General features: G+C 57.0%; 14 protein-coding genes. All 14 read right to left on the reverse strand.

What is annotated here, in order from left to right; all coding sequences use genetic code 11:
* Nucleotides 1–97: 97 nt before the first annotated feature.
* The 14 genes from E4T21_RS15670 to E4T21_RS15735 all read right to left on the reverse strand — a co-directional run bounded on the left by E4T21_RS15670 (nucleotide 98) and on the right by E4T21_RS15735 (nucleotide 15,664).
* Complete coding sequence (locus E4T21_RS15670; protein WP_149285936.1) at nucleotides 98–613, reverse strand: DUF192 domain-containing protein; 516 nt, start codon at nucleotides 611–613, stop codon at nucleotides 98–100.
* On the reverse strand, nucleotides 604–1,740 hold the full coding sequence (locus E4T21_RS15675; RefSeq protein WP_149285937.1) for an ABC transporter ATP-binding protein: 1,137 nt from the start codon (nucleotides 1,738–1,740) through the stop codon (nucleotides 604–606). Before E4T21_RS15675 ends, E4T21_RS15670 begins: the two co-directional genes overlap by 10 nt.
* Before the next feature lie 2 nt (nucleotides 1,741–1,742).
* Nucleotides 1,743–2,414 carry a molybdate ABC transporter permease subunit gene (gene modB, locus E4T21_RS15680; RefSeq protein ID WP_149285938.1) on the reverse strand — a complete coding sequence of 224 codons (672 nt, stop codon included), beginning with the start codon at nucleotides 2,412–2,414 and terminating at the stop codon, nucleotides 1,743–1,745.
* A 10-nt stretch (nucleotides 2,415–2,424) separates the two neighbouring features.
* The gene (gene modA / locus E4T21_RS15685) at nucleotides 2,425–3,258 is read right to left on the reverse strand and encodes a molybdate ABC transporter substrate-binding protein (protein WP_149285939.1); all 834 of its coding nucleotides are present in this window, start codon (nucleotides 3,256–3,258) and stop codon (nucleotides 2,425–2,427) included.
* A complete protein-coding gene (locus tag E4T21_RS15690) occupies nucleotides 3,258–3,980 on the reverse strand; it encodes a GntR family transcriptional regulator (RefSeq protein ID WP_149285940.1) in 723 nt (240 codons plus the stop codon). The genes modA and E4T21_RS15690 overlap by 1 nt, the downstream gene beginning before the upstream one ends.
* Nucleotides 3,981–4,169: 189 nt before the next feature.
* Entirely contained in the window at nucleotides 4,170–5,651 is a 1,482-nt protein-coding gene (gene pyk, locus E4T21_RS15695; protein WP_149285941.1) for a pyruvate kinase, read from the reverse strand.
* 575 nt (nucleotides 5,652–6,226) lie between these two features.
* Nucleotides 6,227–7,114, reverse strand: a complete 888-nt coding sequence (locus E4T21_RS15700; protein WP_149285942.1) for a 2-hydroxy-3-oxopropionate reductase — start codon at nucleotides 7,112–7,114, stop codon at nucleotides 6,227–6,229.
* A 63-nt stretch (nucleotides 7,115–7,177) separates the two neighbouring features.
* Nucleotides 7,178–7,954 carry a hydroxypyruvate isomerase gene (hyi, locus tag E4T21_RS15705; RefSeq protein ID WP_149285943.1) on the reverse strand — a complete coding sequence of 259 codons (777 nt, stop codon included), beginning with the start codon at nucleotides 7,952–7,954 and terminating at the stop codon, nucleotides 7,178–7,180.
* Nucleotides 7,955–8,213: 259 nt separating this feature from the next.
* Nucleotides 8,214–9,989 carry a glyoxylate carboligase gene (gene gcl / locus E4T21_RS15710; RefSeq protein WP_149285944.1) on the reverse strand — a complete coding sequence of 592 codons (1,776 nt, stop codon included), beginning with the start codon at nucleotides 9,987–9,989 and terminating at the stop codon, nucleotides 8,214–8,216.
* Nucleotides 9,990–10,382: 393 nt separating this feature from the next.
* On the reverse strand, nucleotides 10,383–11,813 hold the full coding sequence (hydA, locus tag E4T21_RS15715) for a dihydropyrimidinase (protein ID WP_149285945.1): 1,431 nt from the start codon (nucleotides 11,811–11,813) through the stop codon (nucleotides 10,383–10,385).
* A gap of 66 nt (nucleotides 11,814–11,879) precedes the next feature.
* On the reverse strand, nucleotides 11,880–13,181 hold the full coding sequence (locus E4T21_RS15720; protein ID WP_187775021.1) for a TRAP transporter large permease: 1,302 nt from the start codon (nucleotides 13,179–13,181) through the stop codon (nucleotides 11,880–11,882).
* Nucleotides 13,178–13,789: a TRAP transporter small permease subunit gene (locus E4T21_RS15725; RefSeq protein ID WP_149285946.1), complete on the reverse strand. Its 612-nt coding sequence runs from the start codon at nucleotides 13,787–13,789 to the stop codon at nucleotides 13,178–13,180. The genes E4T21_RS15720 and E4T21_RS15725 overlap by 4 nt, the downstream gene beginning before the upstream one ends.
* 48 nt (nucleotides 13,790–13,837) lie before the next feature.
* Nucleotides 13,838–14,890: a TRAP transporter substrate-binding protein gene (locus E4T21_RS15730; RefSeq protein ID WP_205423402.1), complete on the reverse strand. Its 1,053-nt coding sequence runs from the start codon at nucleotides 14,888–14,890 to the stop codon at nucleotides 13,838–13,840.
* 96 nt (nucleotides 14,891–14,986) lie between these two features.
* On the reverse strand, nucleotides 14,987–15,664 hold the full coding sequence (locus tag E4T21_RS15735) for a maleate cis-trans isomerase family protein (RefSeq protein ID WP_149285947.1): 678 nt from the start codon (nucleotides 15,662–15,664) through the stop codon (nucleotides 14,987–14,989).
* Nucleotides 15,665–15,976: the final 312 nt, after the last annotated feature.

Here is a 15,976-nt window from a genome sequence, read left to right on the forward strand (position 1 = left end):
AGCGCTTCTCTCTGCTATCTGCGTTCTTGTAAACAGTTGTCTTATCAGCAGCTTGCTTGTCAGCCGCTCAATTGATCCGCTATTCGCCTGCCTGCCATCATGAAGACTGTCCCGCAGGCCCTTCACAAGTCCCGGTGCTACCGGGCCAGGTCACACAATCGCCGACGCGAATGCCAAGCTTGTCGAAGGTACCGGCATTGACTTCCAGAGCAGCCAGATAAGCTTCACGTGGCTGTGTGGCAGGACAGCTGGAGGCCTGGCCGAGGCACGGCTGCATATGCTGAATCTCGAGAATATGCCCTTGCTCATCAATGAAGGCGATGTCCAGCGGCAAGAGTGTCCGATACATCCAGAAGCCATTGAATACAGGCCGGTCGTAAAGAAACAGCATGCCGCCATCCGCTGCCAGAACAGTGCGTTCCATCAGACCACGGTTACGCTCCGGGTCATCATCGGCCACTTCCACATCGAAACGTGTAGGCCCCTGCCCACCATGGATGACCAGGGGCACCGTCTGCATATCTTCAGCAAAGGCCGCACTCGCCCAGTTCACGGACAAGGCCAGCGGGGCCAATGACAGACCTTGGAGAAAGTGCCGACGACTCAGGGACATGGTGGTTCCTCGTTAACAGCAGATGAAGAAGGCGGCGACACATCCATGATATGGATACCCGCCGCCAGCAACGATATGCGTACCTGGCTACCTGGCTCCAGACCATTCCTCCGGGCAGCGTGAGTGGCGATATCAAAACGCATGGTCTGTGTTTCATGCGCGAAGCTCAACGTCAGTGTACTGAATCCCCCCAGAACGACCTGTTGTTCGACCTGGGCTTCGACCAGGTTTTCCCGCAATCCGCGGGAAGTAGTGCCTGAACGCTGCAGGACAATATCCGACTCCGGCAAGTACCAGGTCACCTCACTGCCCTCGGCCACGCCCTCAAGGCCATGGTGAACTTCCAGAAGCCAGTCGCCCCAGGCCAGCCGCGAGCCTTCCGGCCCATGCACGACTCGGCCAGTGAAGACATTGGTACGGTCAAGCAGCCTGGCCACATCGGGGCTGGCAGGGTGACGAAAGACATCGTGAGGTGCGCCTTGCTGAAGGGAGCGGCCGGCATGCAGTACACAGATGCGATCCGCGAGGGCATTGGCTTCATCCAGGTCATGGGTGACCAGCACGATGGGAATGTTCAAGCGTTCCCGCAACACGGCAAGCTCCATCTGCAGGCGGCGTCGCGTTACCTGGTCCACGGCGGAAAATGGCTCGTCGAGCAAGAGAACGCGGGGGTCCCTTGCTAACGCCCGTGCCAGGGCCACTCGCTGACGCTGCCCTCCCGAGAGCTGCCTGGGGTAACGATGCTCCAGGCCTTCCAGGCGAACTCGCGCCAGCCAGGTACGTGCTCGCTCACGACGTTCACTCTTTGGTACATGGCCCAGAGCGGTTGCGATGTTACCCAGAGCATCCAGGTGAGGAAAGAGTGCATAATCCTGGAACACCAGGCCGACACGACGGCGCTGAGGCGTCAGCTTGATGCCGCTGGCGCTGTCATACCAGACCTCCCCCGCACAACGGACGTTTCCCTTGGCAGGAAAATACAACCCAGCGATAGAGCGCAGCAGTGTCGTCTTGCCACTGCCGGATGGCCCGACCAGTGCCAGCAGTTCTCCCGGTGCGCACTGGAATTCCGCCGCCAGAGGAATTGGCAAGTCCTGATGAAGACTGACTTCCAGGCTCGCTGACATGCTCAACCTCTCCCTTGCCAGCGATGCCTACCGGCAAGGCCATAGACGATACCGATGGTGACAAAGGATACCGCCAACAACATGGCCGACATGGTTCCGGCGGCTGTCTCGTCGAAGGCCTGCACATGGTCATAGATGGAGATCGCCAGCGTCCGCGTTTCGCCATCAATGGCACCGCCCACCATCAGGATGACGCCGAACTCCCCCAGGGTATGAGCGAAGGTCAAGGCAAAGGCCGAAATCAGGCCAGGCCGGACCAATGGCAGTTCGATACGCCACAGCGTCTGCCAGGTAGATAACCCCGAGCACCACGCCGCCTCTCGAAGATGGGCGGGCACCGCTTCGAAGGCACGCTGAACCGGCTGAACGGCAAAGGGCAGATTGACGACCAGGGAGGCCAGCAGGATGCCACTGAAAGTGAAATTGAGACTGCCTCCCGTCAAGACTTGCCAGGCAGCGCCAAGCGGCGCTTCACGACTGAAGGAGAGCATGAGATAGAAACCGAGCACCGTAGGAGGCATCACCAGAGGCAACGCGACCAATGCTTCGGGCAGGGCTCGCCAGCGAGAGCGCATCTGGGCCAGGCACCGGCCCAGCCACAACCCCAGTGGTAACAGCAACAAACTGGTCATGATCGCCAGCTTGAGCGAAACGCCAAATGCTGCTCCATCCATGTTTCAGTTCCTATTCCTCCGATGGGTTCGGAGTTGAAAAGCCATAACGCGACAGCAGTTCCGCGGCTTCTGGGCTACTCATGAATTCAAAGAAAGCACGTGCATCTTCGCTTGCCCCCTTGACCAATACCATGCGTTGCACCAGCGGCGAATGCCAATCGCTGGGAATCAGCCGATAGCCCTGCTTGTCCTGCTCGGGTGATGCCACCACCAGAGAATATGCCACCAAGCCGCCCGCTGCTTCCGCCGATAGCGAAAACTGCGCTGCCTGAGCGACGTTTTCACCCATCACTTGCAACGGCCTGCTACGTTGCCAAAGGTCAGCATGTTCAAGCACCTGCTGAGCCGCAACACCATATGGCGCATGCAAAGGGTTGGCCAAGGCGATACGTGCCTTGACTCCATCAGCTTCGTAGCGTTCGACGGCCTGGCGCACGGCCTCCAGCGGCGCATCTTCTGGCGGCAAAGGCTGCCCATCACGCTGCAGCCAGGCCAGCCGTCCCAGCGCATAGGTCTTTCCCTCGCTCTCAGTGAGCCCCTTGTCCTCCAGCGCCCTGGCTCGCTCATCATCGGCGGAGAGGAATACCTCAAAAGGGGCGCCCTGCTCGATCTGGCGCTGGAAATTGCCCGAGGCGCCATAGGTTGTCCTGACTTCGACACCTTGCTGGCTCTCAAAACGCTGGATCAGTTCTGGCATGGCAAAGCGCAATGACGACGCGGCGGCAACAGAGACACCCTGGGCATGGCCAGCCACCGGCAACAAGGACAACCCCGTTGCCAGAACACCGACCAGGATCGAACAAATACGTGAACAACGCACCTGGGAAACGGCCGTTATCCACATTACACATTGCCCCCAAGGATTGCCTTGAGGTCGATGCTGCTATCTCTTGGCCCCAGATCCAGCAACTCCTGAAGGCTGTCCAGATGGCGTTCGATATCGGCCCGGGCACCAGCTCCATCGCCCTTGCCCAGATGCTCCAGCAAGCGAGGGTGATCGCCTTCAAGGTAGCAACTGCCCAGCCCTTGGCGCTTGTACAGGGCAATGACGATGGAAGTGCGCAGAATCAGGTCGGTGAGCATGGCACCAAGCACCCGATTGGGAGAGTGCTCTGCCAGCAGATGATGAATGGCCAGAGAGTGCTCAATGCGCGCGGCCTCATCATTGGCCAGGAAAGCTTCTCGCTCACGGTTGGAACGGTCTTCGACCTGAAGCAGTATGCGCTTGTCCAGTGTCCCGGCAGTGAGCGCAGCGACTTCACCTTCCACCAGACGCCGTGCTGCAAAGGTTTCACGAGTCTCGTCCACATCTGGAGCCCTGACTCTGGCCACCTGGTTGGGGCGCTGATCCACCACATGCTCTGAGGCCAGGCGCGTCAGAGCCTTGCGCACCACAGAACGACTCACGCCAAAGACTTCGCCAAGCGTCACTTCCGGCAACCGGGTGCCTGGCGGCAGACGCTGCATCAACACGGCTCGGCGCACCTGCCGTACGATATCACCATCACTGACTCGGCCACCGGGCTTGATCTCAGCCAGAACCTCTTGCTGCCAGACATTGCTCATTGTCGTGTTCACCTTACCAACAGGAATCATGACCTTCTCATGTTTGTGCCGACAGCACCATATCTACCAAGCAAACTGGATACAATAAATACCAAAAAATGTGTACAAAAAACGCCCGAGCCTGTGGCTCGAGCGTTGAGATCATGAAAGGATCAAAGGCTTTCTACATGTCAGCAGCCTGGTAACAGATCAGCCTGCGCCATTTACATGCTCTTCACTGATATCGAGAATCTTCATCGTGTTCGTGCCGCCATGGGCGTTCATGTGGTCACCTCGGGTCAGGATGACGTGATCTCCCTGGCGGGCCACCCCATGAGCAACCAGGCGTTCCACGGCACGGTCATTGAGCTCGGTTGCACTCATCTCGCTGGTATCGAAGGGTAACGAGATCACCCCCCGATACAAGGCCATGCGACGTTGGGCCACAGGGTTGTGAGCCAGGCCAACGATAGGCAGACCTGAACGAATCCGGGAAGCAATGAGTGGCGTATATCCCGTGGATGTCATGCAAGCAATTGCCGCGACACCAGACAGGTGATTGGCGGCATACATGGCCGACAAGGCGATGGTCTCGTCAATTCGCGAGAAACCTTCATGAATGCGATGTCCAGACTCTTGGGCCACACGCTCGCGCTCGGCGCCGAGACATACACGGTGCATCGCTTGCACGGTCTCGACCGGGAAGTCACCCGCAGCGGTCTCGGCAGACAGCATGACCGCATCCGTGGCATCAAGCACGGCATTGGCCACATCAAAGACTTCCGCACGCGTCGGCAGCGGTGATTCGATCATCGACTCCATCATTTGAGTCGCGGTGATCACAGCGCGGTTATGCTGGCGAGCATGCTTGATGATGCGCTTCTGGGTACCGATCAGCTTCTCATCACCGATTTCCACGCCCAGATCACCACGGGCCACCATCACCGCTTCGGAAGCTTCAATGATGCCATCCAGTGTCTCGTCGTTGGCAACCGCCTCGGCACGCTCCAGCTTGGCGACCAGGCCAATTTCCTTGCCACTTTCTCCAAGCAGTCGGCGAGCTTCACGCATGTCTTCTGCAGAACGTGGGAAAGATACCGCCAGGTAGTCGACCCCGATATCGATGGCCGTCTTGAGATCTTCCTTGTCCTTGTCCGTCAATGCAGGGGCAGAAAGGCCGCCGCCCTGCTTGTTGATGCCCTTGTTGTTGGACAGCTTGCCGCCAACCACGACACGGGTATGAATCTCGCTTCCTGCAACACGCTCTACATCCAGTACGACACGGCCGTCATCCAGCAACAGACGATCACCAGCCGTCACGTCATCGGCGAGTTCCTTGTAGTCGCAGCCCACTCGAGAGGTATCACCGGCCTGGCTATCCAGGGCAATATCGATGACGAAGGAAGCTCCTTCATTCAGATGTACGGCCCCTTCTTGAAAACGCGCGATACGGATCTTGGGGCCCTGCAGATCTCCCAGTGCAGCAACGCTGCGTCCCAGTTGTTCCGCAATCCTGCGTACTTCACTCAAACGGCGCCGATGGTCGTCTGCACTACCGTGAGAAAAGTTGAGACGCACGACATCGACACCAGCCTTGAGCATCTCCTCGAGGACTCCTTCACGATCACTGGCGGGCCCGAGGGTGGCAACGATCTTGGTACGGCGAACGGGGAGATGCGGAAGTTGGCTCATGCTGTCCTCGATAGATGTCGAATATGACGCAAGCAGGTGCCGCCACGATATGGCAGCGTTTCCTGTAATTTTACTACAAAAATGTGATCAATGCGACTCCAGGAAAAGTTGCTGGAGTACTTCGCAAGAGACAGACGCTTAACTTTAACTAATTGTTTTTAAACTTATCTGTCATGATTTTCAGTCAACCAGATTAACATTTAGCGTACATGATGAGTATGACGACCATACGACACCACATCATTCAAGCATCATGCATCTGTAATTTAACTACAAATCAGTTATCAAAATAAGAAACGAAGCACGCTAGGCAATATAAAGCATAGCGCTTAAAGCGATTTCTGGAGTCAAACGATGCTTCATTTCATACGACGCGGAAATAAAAAAAGCTCGCCGACAGGCAGGAACAGGGGGAAGCCAGCCAGCGAGCAAGGATCGCACAGCGATCCTGACAGACGACGACCCGACGCCTGCCTTTCAGGGAGCAGTCACCTCCCCCGTCCGCCGTCGACCATACGCACCATGACCGACGGCTGACTCTCGTTATTGGAAACGCTGAGTCAATCCACGTTTCCTTACTTCTGGCCAACCTCATGGCTGGCCAGGCTTTCCAGGGCACGCAGGATACCTGCATGGTCCCAGTCGCCTCCGCCCTGGGCCGCACAAGCCTGGAACAGCTGCTGTGCGTTGGCGGTGCCCGGCAGTGCCAGATTCAGGCTGCGGGCTCCTTCCAGAGCCAGGTTCAGGTCTTTCTGGTGCAGGCGAATACGGAACCCAGGATCAAAAGTACGCTTGATCATGCGCTCGCCATGCACATCGAGGATTTTCGACTGAGCCAGGCCACCGAGCAGAGACTCACGTACCTTGGCGACATCAGCACCAGCCTTTGAAGCGAACAGCAGGCCTTCTGCAACCGCTTCGATGGTCAGGGCGACCACGATCTGGTTGGCCACTTTGCAGGTCTGGCCAGCGCCATGACCACCAATATGAGTGATGGTCTTGCCCATCACTTCCAGTACCGGCTTGGCACGCTCGAAACCTTCCGGAGTCGCCCCGACCATGATGGTCAAGGCCGCATTGATGGCACCACCTTCACCACCGGATACCGGTGCGTCGACGTATTCACCGCCGGCGGCATGAATGCGTTCGGCAAACTTCTGGGTAGCGATCGGGGCGATGGAACTCATGTCGATCACCAGAGTGCCGGGCTTGAGCCCTTCGACGACACCACCTTCACCGAACAGGACTTCTTCTACATCCGGGGTATCGGGCACGATGGTGATGACGATATCGGAAGCTTCAGCCACGGCCTTGGGGTTCTCGAGCTCGCGCACCCCCTTGGAGGCCAGGGTAGCATCAAGGGCGCCACGCTTGACTGTCGTCAGCTCGTGGCCTGCATCAAGCAGGTGACCTGCCATGGGACGGCCCATGATGCCCAGACCAATAAAACCGATCTTGCTCATAATGATTCTCCTGACAAATGAATTCGTGACAACAACACTCTCGGTGCCTTGAAGGCAGTCGCCTTAGAGACGGCTTTCTGCCCAACCAAGACCCGCTTCCGTTGTCGTGGCTGGCTTGTATTCACAACCAATCCAGCCCTGGTAGCCGAGGCGATCGAGGTGATCGAACAGGAAGGGGTAGTTGATCTCCCCGGTTCCTGGCTCGTGACGGCCTGGGTTGTCAGCCAGCTGAACATGCGCGATGCGTGCGAGATGCTTCTCGATGGTTGGCGCCAGGTCCCCTTCCATGATCTGCATGTGGTAGATGTCATACTGCAGCTTGAGGTTGTCGCTAGCGACCTCGTCGAAGATTTCCAGCGCCTGTTCAGTACGGTTGAGGAAGAAACCTGGAATGTCACGCGTGTTGATCGGTTCGGCGATCAACAGGATGCCGGCTTGCTTCAAGCGCTCGGCGGCGTAGCGCAGGTTCTCGACCAGTGTGCGACGGGCATCTGCCTGGCTGACGCCCTGCGGTACGATACCGGCGAGACAGTTGACCTGCTTGCAGCCTAGCGCAGTGGCATATTCGATGGCGGTATCGACACCAGCGCGGAACTCTTCGATGCGATCCGGATGACAAGCGATACCTCGCTCACCCGCGCCCCAGTCGCCAGCCGGCAGGTTGTGCAACACCTGGGCCAGGCCAAACTGGTCCAGGCGTGCCTTGATCTCGGCAGCCGGGTAGTCATATGGAAAAAGGTACTCCACCCCTTTGAAACCGGCCTTTGCGGCGGCTTCAAAGCGGTCGAGGAAATCGACCTCGGTAAACAGCATGCTGAGGTTGGCAGCAAACTTTGGCATTTTGTTTCTCCCCTGTTTTTGGGAAACACTGCATAAATGTCTGTGCTACTCAATCACTGCGTTGCGCGGTGCTCACAATCCTCACCTATACCGCATAGGCTCCGGTTGTTGCGCTCCGGACGCCTTGTGCTTGAGCATGCTCGTCGATTTATTCAGCGTTTCCTTGATAGAGGCATCAACTGGATCAGGTAATGCCCCCGTTTGCCAAATGGCTAAAGTGTGCTTATGACGACAGTGCACTTACTGACGACAGTGGCGATCAGGTCAGTGCCGCGATGGAGCTGGGCGCGTCCTCAAGATTCTCGGCCAGCGCTTCGAATTCGTTGATGCCGCCCAGGTCAGTCCCCATGGCGATGTTGGTCACGCGCTCGAGGATCACCTCGACAACGACTGGTACGCGATGCTCTTGGGCCAGTTCCTGGGCCTTGCGCAGGGCCGGTGCGATGTCATCGGGCTTGGTGACGCGCAGTGCCTTGCAGCCCAGACCTTCGACCACTGACACATGGTCGACGCCATAGCCATTGATCTCTTCGCAGTTGATGTTCTCGAACGACAACTGCACGCAGTAATCCATGTCGAAGCCACGCTGGGCCTGGCGAATCAGGCCAAGGTAGGCGTTATTCACCAGCACATGGATATAGGGCAGCTTGAATTGAGCCCCCACTGCCAGTTCTTCGATCATGAACTGGAAGTCATAGTCACCGGACAATGCCACGACGTTGGCATCGGGATCGGCACGACACACACCCAGCGCCGCGGGAATGGTCCATCCCAAGGGTCCGGCCTGGCCACAGTTGATCCAGTGACGCGCTCCGTAGACATGCAGGAACTGGGCACCGGCAATCTGCGACAGACCGATGGTGCTGACGTAGCGAGTGTCACGACCGAAGACCTTGTTCATCTCTTCGTAAACCCGCTGCGGCTTGACCGGCACGTCATCGAAGTGCGTCTTGCGCAGCATGGTGCGCTTGCGTTCCTGGCAGGATTCCGCCCAGGCACTACGATCCTTCAGACGACCGGCAGCCTTCCACTCCTTGGCCACTTCGATGAACAGCTCAAGCGCTGCCTTGGCGTCGGAAACGATGCCGTAATCCGGGCCAAAGATGCGCCCGATCTGGGTCGGCTCGATATCCACATGCACGAAGGTACGGCCTTCGGTGTAGGTTTCCAGGTTGCCCGTGTGACGATTGGCCCAGCGGTTGCCGATGCCGAGCACAAAATCGGACTCCAGCATGGTGGCGTTGCCGTAACGGTGTGATGTCTGCAAGCCCACCATGCCTGCCATCAGCGGGTGATCGTCCGGCACAGTCCCCCACCCCATCAGGGTCGGAATGACCGGCACACCAGTCAGCTCAGCGAATTCCTGCAGCTCGGCCGCAGCATCAGCATTGATGATGCCGCCACCGGCGACCAGCAACGGTCGCTCGGACTCGTTGAGCATGGCCAAGGCCTTCTCGATCTGAACACGGGTCGCAGCAGGCTTGTACACCGGCAGCGGCTCATAGGTGTCCGGATCGAACTCGATTTCCGTCATCTGCACATCAATCGGCAGGTCGATCAGCACCGGGCCTGGGCGACCGGAACGCATCAGATGGAAAGCCTGCTGGAAAGCACGCGGTACCTGGGCTGCCTCCAGCACGGTAATCGCCCACTTGGTCACAGGACCGGCAATGGCCTTGATATCCACCGCCTGAAAATCTTCCTTGTGCAGCTTGTTGGTCGGCGCCTGACCCGTGATGCACAGAATCGGAATGGAGTCCGCCGAGGCCGAATACAGACCAGTGATCATGTCAGTGCCGGCAGGTCCAGAGGTGCCGATACACACGCCAATGTTGCCCGGCTTGGTACGGGTATATCCCTCGGCCATGTGAGAGGCGCCTTCCACATGGCGCGCCAGTACGTGATCGACGCCGCCTACGCGGCGCATGGCAGCGTAGAAGGGGTTGATGGCAGCGCCGGGCAAGCCGAAGGCAACGTCGATACCTTCCTTGCGCAACACGTGAACGGCAGCGTCGGCAGCGGTCATGCGAGCCATGATGCGTCTCCTATGGATTTATATGATTGTATACATTTTTAGCGTGATAATGATCATCACATTAATTTTATGAAAATCTTTTCCAATATTTTTAGCAGGCCCGCAAAAGCTTATCCAGAACTTTTTTGAAAAAAATTTCCGAAAACGCCGAAAAAAAATTCGAACTGCATTTAATACATTGTTTTTAAAACAGAATTATATCTTGCAGCGCATCAAGAAATGCCAGCCACGCAAGCGTGGCTGGCAGGAAGATGGAGGAAGGAAGAAGCTAAGTGAAATGGGTAACGTCAGGCGGTCAGGGAAATATCGTTGGAAACAGGAATCCGCACCTTGCCTCTGTGCGCAGCAAGTAGACGCTACTCACACGATGGATGATGCCTGCATGGATCGTGATCAGAACCCCTTGGCCATACCTCGCGGACGCGCAGGTTGTGGCCTGTCACATTTGAGGAAACGTCCATATCCCACCTCACCGGTAAGCTCCCCGTCACGGGAAACTACCAGGCCGCGGCACAAGGTCATCATCGGCTTGCCCATGAGCTCGAGTCCCTCATAAGGCGTGTAATCCACGGCATGATGCAGTTCGCTGTTTGTCACCGTGGTTCGGGCCTGAGGATCCCATAGCGTGAGGTCCGCATCACTGCCGATGGCAATGGTGCCCTTGCGTGGATAAAGACCATAGATCTTAGCAGGGTTGGTCGCCGTCAACGCAACGAAGCGTGTTGCGTCGATACGCTGCTTGATCACCCCTTCGGAAAACAAGATCGTCAGACGTGTTTCCAGTCCCGGAATGCCATTCGGGATGTGGGTAAAACTGGCCTCATCACCATGCAGCTTCTTGCCCTTGGGATCGTCATAGCGGAATGGTGCATGGTCCGATGAGAACACCTGAAACACCCCATTCTCCAACGCCTGCCATACCGCTTGTTGAGCAGCCGGATCACGCGGCGGTGGACTGCAGACACACTTGGCACCTTCGAACCCCTGCTGATCCAGGTCATCAGCCGTCAGCATCAGGTATTGCGGGCAGGTCTCGCCATAGACCCGCAGCCCGCGCCCCTGGGCCCAGCGTATCTGCTCAATGGCTTCAGGACCGGAAACGTGCACGATCAGCAGTGGAACATCGATCAGTTCGGCCAGCGAAATGGCCCGATGTGTTGCCTCCCGTTCGGCAATGGAGGAGTGGGCTTCCGCATGGAAGCGTGGCGCTGTCTTGCCCTGCTCCTCCAGCAACTCGGTAAGGTAGGCAATGCAATCGGCGTTTTCCGCATGCACCATTACCATCCCCCCCTCGCGGCGGGCCATGGCCAGGACGTTGAGCACTTCGCGGTCATTGAGCTTGAGGTCATCGTAGGTCAGATAGATCTTGAACGAGCTATAGCCTTCTTCGATCAATGCGGGCAGCTCTTGCTTGAGCACTTTTTCGCTGGGATCGGTCACGATCATGTGGAAGGCATAGTCGATCCAGGCCTTGCCCTCACTACGCCGATGGTAATCCTCCACCGCAGTTCTCAGGCTCTGCCCCTTGAACTGGGCGGCAAAGGGAATCACCGTGGTAGTTCCGCCGCACGCCGCCGACCGCGTCCCGCTATCGAAGTCGTCAGCCATCACTGCACCGTCACCCAACGGCTGGTCAAGATGGCAATGTGCATCAATGCCTCCAGGCATCACCCATAGCCCTTCTGCATCAATGACTTCCTCTGCCTCCCCGAGCTCCTGCCCTAATGCCACGATACGACCATCGCGGATACCGATATCCGCGCTGTAGCGGTCTGCTGCGGTAATGATCAAGCCATTCCTGATCAGCGTATCGAACTTGTGCATTGCCGTATTACCTCGTTGTTATATTGTCGAACCCATCATTCATGATCATCACTTGCTTCCACGGCTTCAGCCCATGGCCTCAGGCATCCACAGCACCAGCTCCGGCCACAGGATGATCAGCCCGACGAACAGCAACATGACGGCGAGAAACGGCAGGCTGCCGAGCATCACATCGGAGATCGGTCCTCGCCCTCGCACACCCTGTACCACATAGAGGTTCATGCCGATGGGAGGCGTGATCAGTGAAATCTCCATCATGATCACCAGGAAGATACCGAACCACACAGGATCGAAGCCGAACTGCACCACCATCGGCACCACGATGGGCACCGTGGCGATCATCATCGACAGCGTCTCGAGAAAGCAGCCCAGCACCAGGTAGAAGATCACCAGTGCAAGAATGAGCCCCAGAGGAGAGAGCCCTAGACCAGCCACCCATTGGGTCAAGGCATGCGGAATACCGAGAATGCCGACGATGTAGTTGAGGAAGAATGCCGCGACGATGATCAGCATGATCATGGCGGTGGTGCGAGCCATGGACAGAAAGCATTCATGCAGCATCGACCAGCTCAGCTTGCGGTTGATCGCCGCCAGCACCAGCGCAGCCACAACCCCCAGAGCAGCAGCTTCGGTAGGTGTCGCCCACCCGCTATAGATACTGCCCATGACAATAGCGAAGACAGCGGCAGGAGGAAGCAGGTCCACCAACGCAGCAAGACGCACTCGCAGAGGTACTCGGGGCTCAGTGGCCCCGGCCACTTGCGGACGCAGTACACTGATCGCCATGATCACCAGCATGAAAGCCGCCGCCAGCGCCAGCCCAGGGAGAATGCCGGCAATGAACAGCTTGCCAATGGAAGTATTGGTAATCGCCCCGTAGATGATCATGTTGATGCTGGGAGGAATCAGAATGCCCAGCGTCGCACCGGCGGCCAGGGTACCGAGTGCCAGGCGCTCGCTATAGCCCCGCTCGGAGAAAGCCGGCAATGCCACGGTACCTATCGTGGCAGCCGTCGCCACCGATGAACCAGACATGGCGGCAAATACCGAGGATGCACCGATGTTGGTATGCAACAGCCCGCCCGGTAGGCGATTCAGCCATACCGCCAAGGCTTGATACATGCGATCAGTGATCCCGCTGCGCAGGAGCAATTCCCCGAGCAGGATGAACAGCGGAATTGCGGTCAGAATGAAATCATTGAGCGTTCCCCACAAGGTATCGCCAAAGGAATACAACAATGGCATGCCCAGGTAAGCCAACGTGCCAATCAGAGCGACGCTGAATATCGCCACTGCCACATGCACACCAAGAGCCATCATGCCAAGCATGACAGCAAAGCCAACCAGCACTTCGAATGCCCCCATCATGTTTGCTGACTCCTGGGTGCCACGGTCCCGCTGTCGTGGTGAACGTAATCCTGTTGAGCGTCGTCCAGTTCGTCCTGGGCAGAACGCGGACCGAACTCAGCATTGAGCCGCGCTATCCGTCCCAGCAGCAGCACGGCTCTTGCGGCCAGCAGCGTAGCCAGGGCTGCAAACACACCCAGCCCGAAAACCCACAAGCCTTGGGGAATCCATAGCGGTGTCTGTAACGGCGTACTCGCCAGGCTGCCGAACTCAAGCGTTTCTTGCAGTGTCGCAATGGCCCGCCACAACATGAACAGGGAAAACACTGCCAGCAACACCATGGCCAGGGCATTGAGCGGGCCCTGCAACCAGGCCGGTAAACGCGTCAGCACAACATCCACGCGGGTATGGGCGCGCTGCAGCAAGGCATAGGCAAAACTGAACGACACACCCACAGCCAGCACATAGCCGCCGATCTCATCAGCACCTTGCAGGGAAAAGGAAAATATCTTGCGCGCCACCACTTCGAAGGTGATCAGCAGCGACAGACCAAGGACGGCATAACCAGCGGCAATGGCAGCGCCACGCGCCAACCGCTGTACCGGGGAAAAGGGATTTTGCGACGCCATAGTGCCCCCTAGCCCCCCGCAGCCAAGATGCCACGAGGGGGCCTGAATTTACTGAATGGTCAGGTTGGTGGCATTACCCACCGTCTCGTTCCATACAGCAGCACATTCCGGATATTGCTTGGCACAGGTCTCTGCCCAGACCGGCAATACCACGTCCTTGGTGAGCTCCTCGACTCGCTGGCGTGACTCAGGATCAATGTCGACCAGCGTCATGTCATAACGCTGATGATCAGCACAGCTGTCCTGCCCCGTATTACAGGCAATGGCATCGTCGTTGACGTTATAGGCCAGGTCCCACATCTGCTCTTCCAGACGCGCAAACGCTTCCGTCAGCTGCTTCTGCTGTTCTTCATCGAAACGTTTCCAGGTATCCAGGTTCATGAAGTGCCCCTGGACCGAATAAGACAGCGGCAGTGGTACGAAATGATCGGTGACCTCAGGCCATTTACCATTGCTGCCAGCAGATGGTGCGGTAACACCGCAATCGGCGACGCCTCGTTGCAGGGCCAGATAGACCTCGCTGAATTGCAGGGTCACAGGGATGGCCCCCAACCCTTCCACCAGCCGTGACATGGAAGGAGTAAATACACGAACTTTCTTGCCGGAAAGATCGTCGACGCCTTCGATATCGCCATTGCAGAACATCATTTGTGGGCCAAATGGCCACAAGGTCATCAGCTTGGTATTGAAGCGCTGCTGCAAGCGTTCATCGAATTTCTCGCGTATCGCATTCACTGCTTCACGCTGGGCATCCAGATCCGGTGCCACACCCGCCAGGTCGATGCCTTCGAAGAAAGGCTCATCACGCGATGCCATGCCAATCTGTACCGACATCACATCAAAGGCACCCGAACGAATCAGGCGCAATGCATCCGCAGCTTCAACACCAATGGCATCCATCGGGTTGTACACCACAGCCAGGTCATCACGAGCAGCAAGCTCCTCGAAAAAGGGGCGCTCCACCCCTTCGACATGCAGCGTATTACCAGAAAAATTACCGACCACTCGCAATGTCGTCTCAGCCTGGACCGCACCGCTCAAAACCAGCCCTGTCGCCAGCGAGATTCCTGCAACGGCACCCTTGTTTATCATTGTTGGCATGGTGTACCTCGTTGTTATGGAACATACGTTATGGGACATACGTCATGGAACATACGTTGTAAGAAATACGTGTGGAAAATGCGTACCGGGATAGCGTCATGAGGCCAGGCGCGGGTCCTGGAACAACTCGCCCCACCCCTGTATCCGCGCAGGATCGACATCGGTCATGACCAGCGTCTTCCACACCGTGACACTGACCGAGTCGTAGATGGGAATACCGATTTCCTGCTCCAGTGCCGCGACGATTCCAGCCCCGCGCAGGTTGGTACAGAGGATCGTGATGGCCTGAGGCCGGGCCTTGCCACGGTCATTCAGATGGCGCTCGGCGACCACCTCGATCCCCTCATCACGATAATTGGCAATGATCCTGGCCTGGATATCATCCAGATAAGGCGTTACCAGCCCCAACCGACTCACTGCGGTACGTTGCAGAATCTCGTTCAACGCCAACACACAGCTTGTCGCCGGTATGCCGGTGGTTTCCGTAATGGCAGAACAAAGCCTACGGTCGCTATCAAAGCCCAGCCAAGCGGCCGACGTACCATTCCAGGCGATGACGTCCATGCACGCATCACTGAGCAGGCTTGCAGCTTCCAGTTGCGGAGCCGGGTCGAACTGGGCCAGCGCAGCCTCAGCCAATGAGATTTCCTTGACCCTGAAACGCTGGAAATGGGCCGTGACAGAAGGCGTCAAGTCGCTCAGCAAGGCCGATGTACAGGGTTCAAGGACGGTGTTGGAAGAAGGGGTCAACATCCCGATAAGCGTGCGCTGCATGAACTTGGCCTCTGTGCTTGTTGTCGTTATCGCACCAGAATTTGGTATACCGAATACTAAATACTGGATATCTAGCCTTGCACAAGTTCTGAATTTTGCAACCCACTTGGCAATCTCTCTTGATCACCCGCTTTTCGGTCACAACCATGAATACAATTTAAAAATCAAATAGATAACAAACATTAGAACACTATGATATCTATCCATCGTATTTTTAAAAAATACATAAGCAAATGTTTTATATGTAGAAATAAAAAAATAGTATTCAGTATTTTGTGTTCCGTCATGTTCTGACCTATGGTGTTCTTGCAA

The sequence above is a fragment of the Halomonas binhaiensis genome (genome assembly GCF_008329985.2).
Lineage (GTDB): Bacteria > Pseudomonadota > Gammaproteobacteria > Pseudomonadales > Halomonadaceae > Halomonas > Halomonas binhaiensis.